Source organism: Aeromonas sp. 2MA4 (assembly GCF_029237305.1).
In the GTDB taxonomy this organism is placed as follows: Bacteria; Pseudomonadota; Gammaproteobacteria; order Enterobacterales; family Aeromonadaceae; genus Aeromonas; species Aeromonas salmonicida.
Window position 1 is genome coordinate 139,097 of the sequence record NZ_JAACFY010000008.1, and the last position, 14,166, is coordinate 153,262.

Annotated in this window: 16 protein-coding genes and 1 pseudogene; 8 read left to right on the plus strand and 9 right to left on the minus strand. The window is 60.4% G+C overall.

Annotated elements, in window-relative coordinates:
• Positions 1-75: 75 nt before the first annotated feature.
• Positions 76-1,011, minus strand: a complete 936-nt coding sequence (gene znuA, locus GWQ31_RS10695; RefSeq protein WP_099991541.1) for a zinc ABC transporter substrate-binding protein ZnuA — start codon at positions 1,009-1,011, stop codon at positions 76-78.
• 94 nt (positions 1,012-1,105) lie between these two features.
• On the opposite strand from znuA, the gene znuC reads away from it, so the two are divergent.
• Together znuC and znuB are read left to right on the plus strand one after the other, a co-directional pair.
• Complete coding sequence (gene znuC, locus GWQ31_RS10700) at positions 1,106-1,870, plus strand: zinc ABC transporter ATP-binding protein ZnuC (protein WP_005313822.1); 765 nt, start codon at positions 1,106-1,108, stop codon at positions 1,868-1,870.
• Between the two features lie 20 nt (positions 1,871-1,890).
• Complete coding sequence (gene znuB, locus GWQ31_RS10705; RefSeq protein ID WP_005313824.1) at positions 1,891-2,670, plus strand: zinc ABC transporter permease subunit ZnuB; 780 nt, start codon at positions 1,891-1,893, stop codon at positions 2,668-2,670.
• Positions 2,671-2,802: 132 nt separating this feature from the next.
• On the opposite strand, the pseudogene GWQ31_RS10710 reads toward znuB, so the two are convergent.
• Positions 2,803-4,022, minus strand: a pseudogene (locus GWQ31_RS10710) (IS3 family transposase).
• A gap of 81 nt (positions 4,023-4,103) precedes the next feature.
• On the minus strand, positions 4,104-5,012 hold the full coding sequence (locus GWQ31_RS10715) for a LysR substrate-binding domain-containing protein (RefSeq protein ID WP_275909327.1): 909 nt from the start codon (positions 5,010-5,012) through the stop codon (positions 4,104-4,106).
• A gap of 91 nt (positions 5,013-5,103) precedes the next feature.
• Here GWQ31_RS10715 and GWQ31_RS10720 point away from each other — a divergent pair, with 91 nt between their 5' ends.
• A complete protein-coding gene (locus tag GWQ31_RS10720; protein WP_275909328.1) occupies positions 5,104-5,961 on the plus strand; it encodes a DMT family transporter in 858 nt (285 codons plus the stop codon).
• Position 5,962: 1 nt separating this feature from the next.
• Here the strand turns inward: GWQ31_RS10720 and GWQ31_RS10725 are convergent, their stop codons facing one another.
• Positions 5,963-6,544: a uracil-DNA glycosylase family protein gene (locus GWQ31_RS10725; protein ID WP_021139702.1), complete on the minus strand. Its 582-nt coding sequence runs from the start codon at positions 6,542-6,544 to the stop codon at positions 5,963-5,965.
• Between the two features lie 102 nt (positions 6,545-6,646).
• Between GWQ31_RS10725 and rarD the strand changes: the two genes are divergently transcribed.
• Positions 6,647-7,549: an EamA family transporter RarD gene (gene rarD / locus GWQ31_RS10730; protein ID WP_275909329.1), complete on the plus strand. Its 903-nt coding sequence runs from the start codon at positions 6,647-6,649 to the stop codon at positions 7,547-7,549.
• Here rarD and GWQ31_RS10735 read toward each other — a convergent pair.
• Complete coding sequence (locus tag GWQ31_RS10735) at positions 7,531-8,265, minus strand: ABC transporter substrate-binding protein (RefSeq protein ID WP_275908259.1); 735 nt, start codon at positions 8,263-8,265, stop codon at positions 7,531-7,533. The genes rarD and GWQ31_RS10735 overlap by 19 nt on opposite strands.
• Before the next feature lie 43 nt (positions 8,266-8,308).
• On the opposite strand from GWQ31_RS10735, the gene GWQ31_RS10740 reads away from it, so the two are divergent.
• Positions 8,309-8,719, plus strand: a complete 411-nt coding sequence (locus GWQ31_RS10740; RefSeq protein ID WP_275908260.1) for a GIY-YIG nuclease family protein — start codon at positions 8,309-8,311, stop codon at positions 8,717-8,719.
• Here the strand turns inward: GWQ31_RS10740 and pspG are convergent.
• The 4 genes from pspG to GWQ31_RS10760 all read right to left on the minus strand — a co-directional run bounded on the left by pspG (position 8,716) and on the right by GWQ31_RS10760 (position 10,791).
• Positions 8,716-8,934 (minus strand): envelope stress response protein PspG, encoded by a 219-nt coding sequence (gene pspG, locus GWQ31_RS10745; protein ID WP_005313840.1) that lies wholly within the window; start codon positions 8,932-8,934, stop codon positions 8,716-8,718. The genes GWQ31_RS10740 and pspG overlap by 4 nt on opposite strands.
• Before the next feature lie 46 nt (positions 8,935-8,980).
• Positions 8,981-9,187 (minus strand): PspC domain-containing protein, encoded by a 207-nt coding sequence (locus tag GWQ31_RS10750; protein ID WP_021139706.1) that lies wholly within the window; start codon positions 9,185-9,187, stop codon positions 8,981-8,983.
• A gap of 2 nt (positions 9,188-9,189) precedes the next feature.
• Positions 9,190-9,852, minus strand: coding sequence for a phage shock protein PspA (gene pspA, locus GWQ31_RS10755; protein ID WP_021139707.1), 663 nt, complete (start codon positions 9,850-9,852; stop codon positions 9,190-9,192).
• Between the two features lie 210 nt (positions 9,853-10,062).
• Positions 10,063-10,791, minus strand: a complete 729-nt coding sequence (locus tag GWQ31_RS10760; RefSeq protein ID WP_265466536.1) for a 1-acylglycerol-3-phosphate O-acyltransferase — start codon at positions 10,789-10,791, stop codon at positions 10,063-10,065.
• Between the two features lie 176 nt (positions 10,792-10,967).
• Here GWQ31_RS10760 and GWQ31_RS10765 point away from each other — a divergent pair, with 176 nt between their 5' ends.
• The 3 genes from GWQ31_RS10765 to GWQ31_RS10775 are packed head-to-tail and all read left to right on the plus strand — an operon-like array spanning position 10,968 to position 14,166.
• Positions 10,968-11,345 (plus strand): hypothetical protein, encoded by a 378-nt coding sequence (locus GWQ31_RS10765; protein WP_005313850.1) that lies wholly within the window; start codon positions 10,968-10,970, stop codon positions 11,343-11,345.
• Between the two features lie 50 nt (positions 11,346-11,395).
• The gene (locus GWQ31_RS10770) at positions 11,396-13,438 is read left to right on the plus strand and encodes a protein-disulfide reductase DsbD domain-containing protein (protein ID WP_275909330.1); all 2,043 of its coding nucleotides are present in this window, start codon (positions 11,396-11,398) and stop codon (positions 13,436-13,438) included.
• Complete coding sequence (locus GWQ31_RS10775) at positions 13,435-14,166, plus strand: DsbA family protein (RefSeq protein ID WP_275909331.1); 732 nt, start codon at positions 13,435-13,437, stop codon at positions 14,164-14,166. Before GWQ31_RS10770 ends, GWQ31_RS10775 begins: the two co-directional genes overlap by 4 nt.

Below are 14,166 nucleotides of genomic sequence, written 5' to 3' on the forward strand. Positions count from 1 at the left end.
ACGAGACACTCCATGTCAGATGATGAAGGTCAGTATAGTTGGCCACGGTTGCCCTATCGATCAACCCGCCCTGGCTCAGCGGCACTGGGCGAAGGCGTCGGCCAGTTGCTGCATGAACTGCGGATAGCCATCCGGCCCGAGCGGCACCTGCTCACCCACCTCGTCCAACAGCAGCACCTTGGCGCCGGTATTGCGGGCGACCGACTCGATCACTGCCGGCGAGAACTGCGGCTCGGCATAAATGCAACTCGCCTGTTTCTCCTGCAGCGCCTTGCGGATATCGACCAGCGTCTTGGCGCCAGGGCGACGTTCCGGGCTCACGGTAAAGTGCCCCTTGGAGCTCATGCCGTAGTGACGCTCCCAGTAACCATAGGCCTCGTGAAACACGAAATAGCCCTTCTGGCTCACCGCCTTCATCTGCCCGGCAATCAGCTTGTCCTTGGCATCCACCTTGCCCTTGAAGGTCAGCAGGTTGGCGCGATAGCGCTCGGCATTGGCCGGATCCTGGGCGCTCAAGGTTTCGCTCAATGCGCTGGCGATGACCATCGCCTGGGTCGGCCCCAGCCAGATATGCGGGTCGACCCCTTCATGATGATGCCCTTCGTGTCCGTCATGGTCTGCATGATCATGGGCAGCATGGTCATGCTCATCGGCATCATGATGATGGCTGTCATGGCTCGCCTGAGTTGCGTAATTGAACAGCGGCATCCCTTCAACCTGGGTAAGGGTCAGCACGTGAGGATGCTTGGCCAGCGGCTTGGCCATGAAACCTTCCAGCTCAGGACCCACCCACACCACCAGATCGGCGCCGTTGATGCTGCGAATATCGGAGGGGCGCAGGGCAAAATCGTGGGGAGAGGCGCCGGTCGGCAACAGTACCTTGGGCTCGCTTACGCCATCGGTGATCGCGGCCGCGATAAAGCCGAGGGGCTTGATGGTGGTCAGCACCTCGAGGGCACGGACAGGCAGACTCACCGCCAGCAGGGCAGTGATCAGTGTAAGAATTCGCATAGAGATCTCGTCAGGAAGTGAGTGTGTGATAATATAACAAACCAATGCTGCTGTTATATTATAACTCTCACAGGCTGTAAACCCCGGAGCTGTCATGACCCAACTGGTGGAGCTGAAAGAGGTCTGTCTTTCGTTCGACGGACGATCCGTGCTCGACAAGGTCTCCTTTACCCTGAATAAAGGCAAAATCACTACCCTGGTCGGCCCCAACGGGGCGGGCAAGAGCACATTGAGCAAGCTGGTGCTGGGCCTGCTCACCCCGGATTCCGGCGAGATCAATCGCAGTCGGGACCTGAGGGTCGGCTATGTCCCCCAGCGCCTCTATCTGGACCCTACCCTGCCGCTGACGGTGCGTCGCTTTCTGCAGCTCGGCAAGAATGGCCGCCTCTCCATCGATGAGGCGCTGGATCGGGTCGGCGCGGGGGACCTGCTGGACAACCGGATGCAGAAACTCTCCGGCGGCGAAATGCAGCGGGTGCTGCTGGCTCGCGCCCTGCTGGTCAAACCCGAGCTGCTGGTGCTGGACGAGCCGGTTCAGGGCGTGGATATCACGGGCCAGATCGAGCTCTACGCCCTCATCAGCCAGCTGGCGGCCGAGCTCAACTGCGCCGTGCTGATGGTCTCTCACGACCTGCATCTGGTGATGGCCAGCACCCATGAGGTGATCTGTCTCAATCGTCACGTCTGCTGTCACGGTGAACCGGAAAGCGTGGCCCGCCATCCCGAATTTGCCCGCCTGTTCGGGCGCCCTGAACAGGAGGTGCTGGCGGTCTACACCCACCATCATCACTGCGACGGCGAACATCATCATCACGAACCGCAGGCGCCCGTCATCCGCCTGCCGTCTCGCAATCAATAAGCGCAGCTAAGGACATTCAAGTGGACAGCTTTCTGTTATATGCCCTCGCGGCAGGTCTCGGCATCGCCCTGCTGGCCGGGCCTCTGGGCAGCTTTGTGGTGTGGCGCAAGATGGCCTATTTCGGCGACACCCTCTCCCACGCCTGCCTGTTTGGCATAGCGCTGGGGATACTGCTGCAGGTGGATCTCACCCTGGCCGTGGTGGTCTGCTGCCTCGCCATGGCCATGCTGCTGGTGATCATGAGCCGCAACCAGCAGGTGGCGACCGATACCCTGCTCGGCATCCTGGCCCACAGTGCCCTGTCGCTGGGCCTGGTCACCTTGAGTTTTATGGATAACGTGCGGGTGGATCTGATGGCCTATCTGTTCGGCGACCTGCTCTCGGTACAGCCGGTGGATCTGCTCTGGATCTACGGCGGTGGCGCCCTGGTGCTGCTGACCCTGTGGCGACTGTGGGATCCCCTGCTCTCCATGACCATCTCGGAAGAGCTGGCGCGGGTGGAAGGGGTCAGGGTCGATGTGCTGCGCTGCGTGCTGATGCTGCTGATTGGGCTGGTGATCGCCGTGGCGATGAAGTTTGTCGGGGCGTTGATCATCACCTCCTTGCTGATCATTCCCGCCGCCACCGCTCGCCGCTTCAGCCAGACGCCGGAGCAGATGGCCGGTTTTGCGGCGTTGATCGGCTGTCTGGCTGTGCTGGGCGGGCTCAGCCTCTCCTGGTATCAGGACACGCCTGCGGGCCCTTCCGTCGTGGTCTGTGCCACCAGCATGTTTATTCTGAGCCAGTTCAAGAAAGCCTGAGTATCGTATGGCCTGATGCTTGCCATCAGGCCACTGCAAATCCCTCGGGGGCGTCTGTGCCGCCAGCCTGTGTATTCTGCACCTGTCTAGTCCTGAAATAGGTTTACACATTTTCGGCTAGCATTTCTCCACTCAGAACCCCCGATGCACTGCATCGGGGGTTCTGTATTTCAACGCATGATGCGGCCGCTCCACGTTGTAGATATCCACCGCCTCACGCACCATCTCCCGCGCTTGCGCCAGGTCCTGTGGGCTTTGCAACAACAACTATCCTTTCAAAATCCCGTTCACCCGCTCCGCCAACGCATTCTGGTAGCAGTCATACCCATCGGTCATCGAACATCTCACCCCGTACCCTTCATGCAATGACTGATACAAGCCCGAGCAATACTGCACGCCGCGGTCCGAGTGATGGATAAGCCCCTCGCCGCCACGCCGTTGCTTCAGTGCTTTCTTAAACGCCATCGCCACCGACTCCGCGTGCATCCCTTCGTGCACGTGATGGCCCACTATCTTGCGTGAGTAAGCATCCGTCACCAGGCTCAGGTACAGTGGCCCGCTCCTGGCTGGCAGATAGGTGATGTCGGCGACCCAGACTTGCTCCGGAGCCACCGGCGTGACCTGCTCAGGCCCTGCCTTGAGCAAGTTGGGATGACGGTAGAAACGGTGAAAACTGTGGGTGGTCTTGTGATACGCCCGCCTGGGTTGCACTAGCAGGCGGTGCTCGGCCAATATCCGAAACAGCCTGTCCCGCCCGACCTTGAGCCACACATCATCCTGACCCTGAAGCAGATAATGCAGCTTGCGGGTGCCCACCCGTGGTTGGCGTAACCGTACCTGACGCACGAAGCGCACCACCTGCAGCCCCTGTGAGTGGCGCAGGTCGGCAACTCGATTGCGCTTGTAGTAAGCCTGACGGCTTATTCCCAGAAACAGGCAAGCCCTGACAATGGTCAGCCTCTCGACTTGCCGCTGCGAGAGGACTTGCCGGGTCGCTTTTTTACGATGGAGACGCCGTAGTCGTTCTTCAGCACATCGACGACGGCCTCAAAGAGCTGGGCCTTCTGGCTCATCAGCGCCAGCTGCTGCTCGAGTTCCTTGATACGCTGTTCGGGCGTCTGGTTGTCGTGGTCAGGCATGGTGATGCTCCTGCCGGCGCGCACAGAAGCCCCCTGGCTCCAATCTTGCCGACCATGTTTACGCAACCATACCAGAACGGTGGAGCGGCCCTGAATGCCATAACGCGCCTGAGCCTGTTTGTAGGTGAGCTCGCCTTTTTCAATCTGCTCGACCAGCGCCAGTTTAAAAGTCAGCGAGTAATCGCGCTGTGTCCGTTTCACACCTTGTCCCATCGGGCTCTCCGTTTATGTGGGGGAAAGGTGTAAACCATATTCAGGACGGGACAGCCAGTTCAAACAAGCCCAACCTTAGCATCAGGGTTGGGCTTTTGTTTGCAAGGCCATGCTCTGACGCGTCTCCATCATCAGCCATTGGCGCAACCGGCTGATGGCGGGCTCATGGGCCCGGGATCGTTTGCAGGTGAAATAGAAGGCATCCCCCGTCTCCAGCTGGTGTACCGGCAAGGCCACCAGCTGGGGATCATCCGGCCGCAACATGTAGTCGTTCACAAAGGCCACCCCCTGATCCCAGGCCGCCGCCTCCATCGCCAGCAGCACATGGCTGAAGTGGTGCATGCGCGCCTCATCGGGAATGACCAGCTCACCCGCCTTGGCCCAGCGCAGCCAATCCTCTCCCCGCGCCTTGTAGATGGACTGTACCGACAGGAGCGGCAGTTGCCAGATGGCCTGCGGCCATTCCCCTTCAACTTGCTGCAACAACCGTCGGCTGCAAACCGGAAAGAGCCGCTCCCGATAGATGAGATCGTGGCAATAGCCACGGCCATGGGGCGAGACTGTGATAAAGCAGTCCGCCACCCGATCGGAAAGTTCGGGGTCTTCCGCCACCATCTCCAGGCTCAGATCCAGCTCGGGATAGAGCTGACGCAAGCCCGCCAGGCGCGGGATCAACCACTTCACCGCGAACGAACTGTAGACGGCAAGCCGGACTCGCATCTCGCCACCACCGCGCAGTTGTTCGCTGCTTTGGGCGATCTGGCCGAGCCCGGCCGCTATGCCCTCAAAATACACCTCCCCCTGGGCGGTCAATGACAACAGCCGTCCCTGGCGCAGCAGCAGCCGCTCCCCCAGAAAATCCTCCAGCAATCGGATCTGGTGGCTGACCGCACTCTGGCTGACGTTCAGCTCAAGGGCCGCGCGAGAAAAGCTGAGCAGGCGGGCGACCGCCTCGAAGTATTGAACGGCACGCAGGGGAGGCAGTTTCATTATCCAAAAATCTCATGGATGGTGATTTTTTATCATTTTACTGGATAACTGACCCCGAGCTACCCTGCCCTCATCTGACGTGGGAGGTGGTATGAATGCAGTCGGGATCGGGATCCTCTATCTGGTGCTGGGCAACATGGTGGCGGTCTTTTCCGATGCGCTGGTCAAGGTGCTGGAGCCGAGCCAGCCCGTGTTCCAGTTTGTCTTCTTTCGCCAGCTCTCCGCCGCCCTCTTGCTGACTCCCTGGCTGCTCTGGTCATGGCGTCGCAATCCACCGGTCGCCATCAAGTGGCATCTGCTGCGAGCCCACATCTGGGCGGTTGGCGTCTGCCTGATGGTGATCGCCCTCACTCGTCTGCCACTCGCCACCGCCAATGCCCTCTTCTATTCGGCGCCCCTGATGATGGTACCGCTGGCAGTGTGGATGGCGGGGGAAGCCATCTCGCGCCAGAAGGTGCTGACCGCGCTCATCGGTTTTATCGGAGTGCTGATCGTGCTGCGGCCGACCGAGGTGAACTGGGCCGCGCTGGCAGCACTCGGGGTGGCGCTCTCCATGGCGCTCAACAACTTGCTGATCAAGCGGATCCCGCTCAAGCAGCCCATCGCCCAGACCCTGTTCTTCACCAACGTGCTGAGCATGCCTTTCATACTGGCGCTGGCGCTATGGGAAGGGGGCGACTGGCAGTGGCAGATGTGGTGGCCCGCCTTCGGCTCATCGGCGCTGATCATGGTCTATGCCGGCTTGTGCGTGGTGGCCTATCGCAAGGCGGAGGCGAGCAAGATCGCCTCGGCGGAATATACAGGCCTCTTGATGGCGGTTGCCATCGGGGTCTGGCTGTTTGACGAGCAGCCGGGTCTGCCGCTGCTGCTGGGGTGCTTGTGCATCATAATCCCGCTGCTTGCCATGGCCCGCAGCAAGCCAAAACCCCTGGCAGAACCGGCGGCCTGAATCAAAGCAGCAAGGGGGCGACCCTTTGCTGCAGATGGGGGAGCACGTCCTGCTCGAACCAGGGGTTCTTCCTGAGCCAGAAGGTATTGCGGGGAGACGGGTGCGGCAACGGCAGCCAGGCGGGACCATAGTCGGCCCATTGTCTTACCGTCTCGGTCAGCGAACCTTTGCCGGCCTTGCCCAGATAGTACTGTTGGGAATACTGGCCGATGAGCAGGGTCAGCTCGATATTGGGCAACAGCATCAATACCTTGTCGTGCCAGGTGGGCGCACATTCAGGACGAGGGGGCAGATCCCCCGACTTGCCCTTGCCGGGGTAGCAGAGCCCCATCGGCATGATGGCGATGCGGGACTCGTCGTAGAAGGTCGTTTTATCCACGCCGAGCCAGTGACGCAGCCGATCGCCAGAGGGGTCATCCCAGGGGATGCCGCTGGCATGCACCCGGGTGCCGGGAGCCTGACCGATGATCAGCAGACGAGCACTCTCTTTCCCGCGGATCACAGGACGCGGGCCCAGCGGTAAATGAGCCTCGCACAACCGGCAGGCCCGGATCTGTTCAAACAGCGTATCGAGTCGGTTCATGGACCCGATGGTAACAGAATTCCCCCCCTGATCCTGCTTGTGAAAGATTCAACAGATACTTATCATGCGGCCACGAATGTTTAATTTAATAAACGAAAAACGATGAAAAACTGGATGGGCACCGGCAGCGCGGCCCTCTCATTCGCGCTGTGGGGCATGCTGCCCCTCTATTACCAGTTCATGCCCGAGGTCAACATGTGGGAGCTGCTTTCCCACCGTGTACTCTGGTCTGTGGTTCTGCTGGCTGCGCTCTTTGCTCTCTTCGGCTATCAGGTGCCCTGGGCACGGCTTCGCAGTGAACCGCGCCAGCTGGGCCTCATACTGCTGGCGGGCCCCGTCATGTCCATCAGCTGGTGCATGTTCACCTGGTGTCTGACCACGGGTCAGGTGCTGGCCACCAGCCTCGCCTTCTTCATGACGCCGCTGTTCAATATCGTGTTCGCCGTCATCTTCCTCAAAGAGAAGCTCACAGTGCAAAAGCACCTGGCAGTCGCCCTGGCACTGGCCGGACTCGCCTACATGCTCTTCTCCTACGGTCAGCTGCCCTGGTTCTCCCTCATCATGGGGGCCAACTTCGCCTTCTATGGTCTGCTCAAAAAGAAAGTGCACTACGACGCCGGTGTCAGCCTCTACCTCGAAGCCCTGGTCCAGCTTCCCGTCGCCCTGCTGATCATTGGCGCTCTGACGCTCAACGGCATGAGCCAGTTCATGGCCGGTGACTGGGCCGACCGACTGCTGCTGATGGGCAGCGCTCCCGCTACCCTGCTGCCGGTGGGGCTGTTCTGTTACGGCATGATGCGCACCCGCATGAGCACGATGGGGCTGCTGCAATATATCGAGCCGAGTCTCGCCTTCCTGCTCGCCATCCTCTGGTTTGGCGAGGCGGCGGATCCGGTCAAATCGGTCGGGTTTGCCTTTGTCTGGGCGGGCCTGCTGGTGAGCCTGCTGCCGCTGCACCACCTCAGGCGCGGCGGCAGCAATGATGCTCAGGGTCTGCTGCGATAGGATTCCAGAATGGCATGCCACTTGGGATCACGATCCATCTGTTCGGCGATGTCGTTCAATCTGGTATGCAGCTTGTGGCGGGATTTGGGCAGCAGCAGGTGGCGGGTATAACTGGATTGGGGGAAAGGTGAAATAAAGAGTTTCCCCTCGAAACCGGGGTCATGGGTAAAAAAGGCCAGCGCAGAACCGGACACCAGAGTCACATCGATGCGGCCCCGCACCAGCAGGCTGAAATTGATTTTGACCTTTTTGGCATCGTGGCGCACCAGATCGCCCCGGGCCACAGCATCATCGATGCCCTGATAGCGGTAGCCCTCTATGCCACCGAAAATCAGCCCCTTGAGTGAATCCGGGCCACGATAGGTAACGGGTTTGGCCAGGCTGGAGATAAGCTCGTTGGTGTCGCGCATCATGGGAAAGGTCCACAGATAGTGCTCGCGCTGGGGATCCCCGACCCAGGCAGGATTGACCCAGCTCACCAGGCCGTCAAAGCCAGGATCCGACATCTCCAGCGCCAATCTGGCGCGATTCACCAGCCAGAGCTCAAATCTGGGTTCTCCGCCAAGCTTTTCGTTGAGATACTTCACCAGATCCCGGCTCAGCCCGGTCGTCTCCCCCGTCACGAAAGGGGGATGCTGATGATAATCGTAGAGACGCAGCGTCTCTCCGTGAGCCGACATCGACAACAGACACCACAACCAACACCAGACTCGCATCGCACCTCCTTGCGCTGCTTTGAGTTTGGCACAGACAGATCGAATGAGAAAACCCGTGATGGATGCCAAACCGACTCCCCCGCCCGCCCCCAGCCAGTGGTCCATCTATCTGGTTCGCACCGCGGCCGGTCTGCTCTATACGGGGATCAGCACAGACCCGATCAGGCGACTTCGCCAGCACCAGAGCGGCAAAGGCTCACGCGCCCTGCGCGGCAAGGGGCCATTGGTGCTGGTGTGGCAGCAGACAGTCGGTGACAAGGGGGCCGCGCTGCGGCTCGAATATCGCCTCAAGCAGCAGAGCAAAGCCTTCAAGGAACGCCTGGTGCAAGAGCCGGATGGCTGGGCCGACTGGAGCCAGCTCTGGCTGACGGTCGTCACGCCGCCCCTGGAAGCACCACAAAAAAGGCCACTGCAAGCAGTGGCCAAGGAAGGATTCGATAACAGGGAGGGTTAACGGTAGGTATTTGATTGCTTGCGCCTGTTGCTGATGAACCAGCACACCACCAGCAGCACCAGCAACCAGGGCGCCAGCTTGATGATGAGAGCAAACATGCCGGCCAGGGCGCCGAACAGCACGAAGACACCGCTCACCACCAACATGGCCAGCACGGTGAACCCCGTCAGCGCCATGGCGACCAACACCAGCATCAAGACGATAAATTCCAGCATGTTCTGCTCCTCACAGGCTTCTCTTGCTGGCTGAATGACCCAGGGGTCAGTCCAGCCAACGCTTCAACTCACGACGGGGCGGCATGATCAGCACCGCCAGCAGATAGGCGGCCAGGGTCAGCGGCGGCATCAGGATCAGGGCGATCAGCGCCACTATCCGTACCGTCACCCTGGAGAGCCCCAGCCGGCTGGCAATGCCGGCGCAGACCCCGGTCAACTTGCGATGGGCAAGGTCTTTCGGCCAGGGCGTCATGATTATGCCTCCACCTTCTGACCCTTCAGACGGGCCAGCTCGCGTTCAATCTCGTCATTGAGTTCCAGCTCGCGGAACTGGGCCTCCAGCGAGGGATTCTGCCCCAGGGTCGCCGCCTCCAGCTGGGCTTCCAGCTGATCGACCCGCCCCTGAAAACCGTCAAAACGGGCCATCAGCTCATGCATGCGCTGATTGTCGACCTGAGCACGGGCACGGATGCGACTGTGGGCTGTCTGCTCACGCAGGGTCAGCATCTTTTGCTTCTCGCGGGCCTCGCTCAGCTTGGCCGCCAGTCGCTCGCTGTCGGCGGTGAGCTGGGCCAGCACCTCGGCCACACGGGCCTTGTCCTGCTCCAGTTGCTCGCATTTTTTGACCTCGGCCAACTTCTCTGTGAGAGCGGCACGGGCCAGATCCTCACGCCCTTTCTGGATGGCGAGCTCGGCCTTGGCCGACCACTCCAGGATCTGGTGTTGCAACGCCTGCTGGTGACGCTCCAGCTGTTTCTGCTCGGCGATGACGCGGGCGGCCTGGGTTCTCATCTCGACCTGCACCTGCTCCATCTCTTCGATCATCAACCGCAGCATCTTCTCCGGCTCTTCACTCTTGTCGAGCAGGCTGTGCAAGTTGGCATTGATCACGTCGGTCAGGCGGCTGAATACGCTCATGGTCTGGCTCCTTGTTCATTGGGATGGCTATCTCTTCCCATAGCATTACAAGAGCCGTGCCAAAATAATTTATTGTTGTTTTACATGTAGATATAGATTTTATGCTGAAATTCAAGATGAGAGGGTTGGTTAAAATAACCAATAAAGTAGTGATTTTAACCAACCAAAAAGGGAGCCAGCGGCTCCCTCCATGTCATCTTCCATTCAAATTCAGGCAGCCTGATGACGACCCAGCTTGCTGTCCAGTTCGACCAGCTTGCTTTCCATCGCTGCACGGCAGGTATCAGACAGATCTCGAATGCCGGCGGCGCCGTGCTCCTTGCTGCACAGCGGAGCCATCACCTCGACCAGCACTTCACCATTGTCCCAGCGGTTCAGGTCAACCTGACCGAAGTAGCTGGAGCAGACGATGGGCACCACGGGCACCTCGGCCTGCACGGCGGTGTGGAAGGCGCCTGCCTTGAACGGCAGCAGGCCACGGCCCTTGGAACGAGTGCCTTCAGGGAACATCCAGATGGAGGTACCGTGATGCTTGATGCGATCCACTACCTGACCTATGGTGCCGATGGCACGAGAGCGGTTGGAGCGATCGATCAGCACGTTGCCGGAGAGCCAGAAGATAAGACCGAAGAAGGGCAGCCACAGCAGACTCTTCTTGCCCACAGCCACCACGCCCGGCATGACGGCACCGGTCACGGTGAAGATGTCGAAGTTGCTCTGGTGGTTGCAGACGTAAACCGCCGGGCCGAGCGACTTGATCTCGTCCGGTATGGTTACCTTGACCTTGAGCCCGAGCAGCGGGCAAACCGCATGGTACATGCGGGCGAATACAAAGACGTTGTTGGGATGACGCGGACGCACCAGACAGAGCAACAGACCGAACACGAACCAGAAGACGAGCAGCAGGGTTAGCAGCAGCACACGGGCAAGTTTGAGCATCGAACACCTCGGATTTTAACTCGGCGCAGTATACTGATCCCCCTTTTAGCGAACAAGCGTTCGCCAAACAGAACTGACCATCCCGCAGCGCACATATGGTCGTATCGAATCCTGCTGACTTGCCCCTGACATTATTGATCGATAGGATATGCACCATTCAACAGGGTAGGGCGAGCATGATTTTGCGACAACGCGTGGCGACAAGACTCCTGCTGCTGGTCTGCATTCTGGTGCTCAACTGTGCGGCCCAGCCGCTGGCCCGGCTGGCTCAGCTCGATCAGGCCCTGAGTTGCCAGCTGCTGCCTGTCCCATCTTCCGGCGCCGAAGCCGACGATGCCCAAACCGCGACACCCCAGCCGAGCAGTTGCCAGCTCAACGGCAAGTGGCTCAGTGCCGCTACCCTGCTCTGCGTCGAACAGATCTTCTTTGCCATCGCCTTCGTGATTGCCCTGCTGGCGCCGCTGTCGCGCCGCTCTCCCGCCTTGCCCCCACCCAGAAACATATCTCCGCCTGAACGGCGACTTCATCTTACTCTCTGTGTCTGGCGAGAATGAGTTAGCCGCGGTTTACACCACCCTAACTTTCATTTTCAAGAGACAAAAAAATGTCAAACATCATCAAGACCGCCCTGTTGATGGGCGGCCTGCTGTGGCAATCCATGGGATTGGCCAGCGATACCGGCTGGCTTGCCAGCCCCCAGAACGATCACGCCAAAGTGCGGCTGCAAGCGGATACCCGAGATCCCGCCCAAACTCGTGTGCTGCTGAGCCTGGAGCTCGAGTCCGGCTGGAAGACCTATTGGCAGAACCCGGGGGAAGGTGGCATTGCCCCTGAAATCTTCTGGGATGCCCCTCAAGCCACCCAGCAGTGGCACTGGCCCGTGCCGGAGCGATTTGACGTCAGTGGTATCTCGACCCAGGGCTATCAGAAGACCGTCAGCCTTCCTATCACGCTTGCTCACAGCAGCAGCGATGCGCTGACTGGCACCCTGCGCCTTTCGACTTGCAGCAATGTCTGCATTCTGACCGACTACCCTTTTACCCTTGCGCTTGATGGCACTGCGCCGGAAGGGTTCGACTTTGCCTACGCCCAGGCGATGAGCAAGCTGCCACAAACCCTGCCGGATACCGTCATCCTCAACGCGGGTTATCAGCAAAACCAGCTGCAGCTGACCGCCGACAACCCGCAAGGCTGGCAGGATCCCCAGGTTTTCCTCCAGCGTCTGGAAGGGGCCGAATTTGGCAAACCCGAGCTGGAGGTGCAAGGCAACACCCTGATCGCCCGCATTCCGGTCAGCGATGGCTGGCAAGGCGATGCGCCCGACATCCGTAACCAGCAACTCGGGTTCGTGCTGAGCAGTGGTGAACAGGCCTGGCAGAGTGACGCCAGCATAGGTGACCCGCTGACCCTGCCCCAGAGCGCTCACTCCCTTGTCTGGTTGCTGGGCGCCGCCCTGCTGGGTGGCCTTATCCTCAATCTGATGCCCTGCGTGCTGCCGGTGCTGGCACTCAAGCTGGGGTCGGTGTTGCAGCTGGAAACCCGCGAGCGCCGTCCGGTTCGCCTGCAATTCCTGGCGGCCAGTGCCGGCATCCTGGTCTCCTTCTGGGCGCTGGCACTGATGAGCACACTGCTGCGCGCCACCCAGGGAGCGGTCGGTTGGGGTATCCAGTTCCAGAGCGTCTGGTTTATCGGCTTTATGGTGGTGGTGACCCTGCTGTTTTGTGCCAACCTGCTGGGGCTGTTCGAGTTGAGGCTGCCAAGCAACCTCAATACCCGTCTCGCCACCACGGGTGGCAACAGCCTGGGCGGTCACTTTCTGCAGGGGTGCTTTGCCACCCTGCTGGCAACCCCCTGCTCGGCGCCCTTTCTCGGTACAGCGGTCGCCTTTGCGCTCGGAGCACCCCTGGGTCAACTCTGGCTCATCTTCACCGCACTGGGGATTGGCATGAGCCTGCCCTGGCTGCTGATCGCCGCCTTCCCCCGCCTCGCACTCTGGCTGCCGAAGCCGGGCCGCTGGATGGGCCGCCTGCGCATCCTGCTCGGTCTGATGATGCTGGGCTCCAGCCTCTGGCTGCTCAGCCTGCTCGGCAACCATATCGGTCAATTCTGGATGCTGATCCTGATGGCGCTGATGCTGGCTGCCCTGCTGCTGGCCGTGGTGTGGCGCCATGGCATTCGGGGTGTGACCCTGGGACTGGCCCTCACCTGTCTACTGGGTGGAGCCCTGCTGCTGGGCGGCGCCTTTACGATGGAAGGAAAACCCCAGCGAGATACCGTCAACTGGCAGCCACTCTCGGAGCAAGCCATCCAGGACGCGCTGGCGCAGAACAAGCGGGTCTTTGTCGATGTCACCGCCGACTGGTGCATTACCTGTAAAGCCAACAAATTCAACGTGCTGCTGCGAGATGACGTGCAAAAAGCGCTGAGCGCCCCCGATGTGGTAGCCCTGCGCGGGGACTGGAGCCGTCCCTCCGCCAGCATCGCCGATTTCTTGCGCCAGCGCGGCAGCGTAGCCATTCCCTTCAACCAGATTTATGGGCCGGGCCTGCTTGGTGGCGAGATCCTCTCCCCCCTGCTGGACCGACCGACTCTGCTTGGCACCCTGAAGCAAGCAGCCATAGCCCCTTCTCAAGGAGACACCAAATGAAATCGACCCTGCTCACCCTGACCCTGCTGGGCACCCTGCTGACCCAGGCCCTGCACGCAGCCCCCTTCACCCCGGAGCAGGAGTCCCGCATCAAGGAGTTGATCCGCGAGACCCTGGTGGCCAACCCCAAGATCCTCGATGAGGTGGCCGATGCCTGGGAGAAACAGAATGCGGCGGATCAGGCCAGCCAGCTTGGCAACTTCATCAAGGGCAACCAGGATGTGCTGTTCAACAGCGCTACCAGCCCGCGCCTGGGCGCCAAAAACCCCAAGCTGACCCTGGTGTCGTTCACCGACTACAACTGCCCCTTCTGCAAACAGTTCGATCCCCATCTGGCCAGGCTGCTGAAGGCCTACCCAAATGATGTCGGGCTGGTGATCAAGCTGTTGCCGTTCAAGGGGCAGACCTCTGCCAAGGCGGCCCAATACAGCCTGACCCTGTGGCAGCAGGATCCCGCCCGCTTCCTCGCCCTGCACGACAAGCTGATGAGCAAGCAGGGCATGCTGACCGAGGCTGATATCAACAAGGCGCTGGCGGCCACCGGCAACACTGCGCTCAAACCCGAAGCCAGGGCCACCGAGGAGCTGCGCAACAGCCTTCGCATCGGCACGCTGCTGGGGGTGCAAGGGACACCGGCCACATTGATCGGCAACCAGCTGGTGTCGGGCGCCATCCCCTACGAAGAGCTTGAGCAAATCGTGAAAGCCGAACTGGCCAGGAAGGGGTAA

Coding starts and splice junctions, on each gene's coding strand:
- GWQ31_RS10740 (WP_275908260.1), top strand. CDS start 8,309: ATGAGAAAACCCGTGATGGATGCCAAACCGACTCCCCCGCCCGCCCCC.
- GWQ31_RS10725 (WP_021139702.1), bottom strand. CDS start 6,544: ATGAACCGACTCGATACGCTGTTTGAACAGATCCGGGCCTGCCGGTTG.
- GWQ31_RS10760 (WP_265466536.1), bottom strand. CDS start 10,791: ATGCTCAAACTTGCCCGTGTGCTGCTGCTAACCCTGCTGCTCGTCTTC.
- GWQ31_RS10735 (WP_275908259.1), bottom strand. CDS start 8,265: ATGCGAGTCTGGTGTTGGTTGTGGTGTCTGTTGTCGATGTCGGCTCAC.
- GWQ31_RS10720 (WP_275909328.1), top strand. CDS start 5,104: ATGAATGCAGTCGGGATCGGGATCCTCTATCTGGTGCTGGGCAACATG.
- znuC (WP_005313822.1), top strand. CDS start 1,106: ATGACCCAACTGGTGGAGCTGAAAGAGGTCTGTCTTTCGTTCGACGGA.
- pspG (WP_005313840.1), bottom strand. CDS start 8,934: ATGCTGGAATTTATCGTCTTGATGCTGGTGTTGGTCGCCATGGCGCTG.
- pspA (WP_021139707.1), bottom strand. CDS start 9,852: ATGAGCGTATTCAGCCGCCTGACCGACGTGATCAATGCCAACTTGCAC.
- GWQ31_RS10775 (WP_275909331.1), top strand. CDS start 13,435: ATGAAATCGACCCTGCTCACCCTGACCCTGCTGGGCACCCTGCTGACC.
- GWQ31_RS10750 (WP_021139706.1), bottom strand. CDS start 9,187: ATGACGCCCTGGCCGAAAGACCTTGCCCATCGCAAGTTGACCGGGGTC.
- GWQ31_RS10765 (WP_005313850.1), top strand. CDS start 10,968: ATGATTTTGCGACAACGCGTGGCGACAAGACTCCTGCTGCTGGTCTGC.
- znuA (WP_099991541.1), bottom strand. CDS start 1,011: ATGCGAATTCTTACACTGATCACTGCCCTGCTGGCGGTGAGTCTGCCT.
- GWQ31_RS10770 (WP_275909330.1), top strand. CDS start 11,396: ATGTCAAACATCATCAAGACCGCCCTGTTGATGGGCGGCCTGCTGTGG.
- GWQ31_RS10715 (WP_275909327.1), bottom strand. CDS start 5,012: ATGAAACTGCCTCCCCTGCGTGCCGTTCAATACTTCGAGGCGGTCGCC.
- rarD (WP_275909329.1), top strand. CDS start 6,647: ATGAAAAACTGGATGGGCACCGGCAGCGCGGCCCTCTCATTCGCGCTG.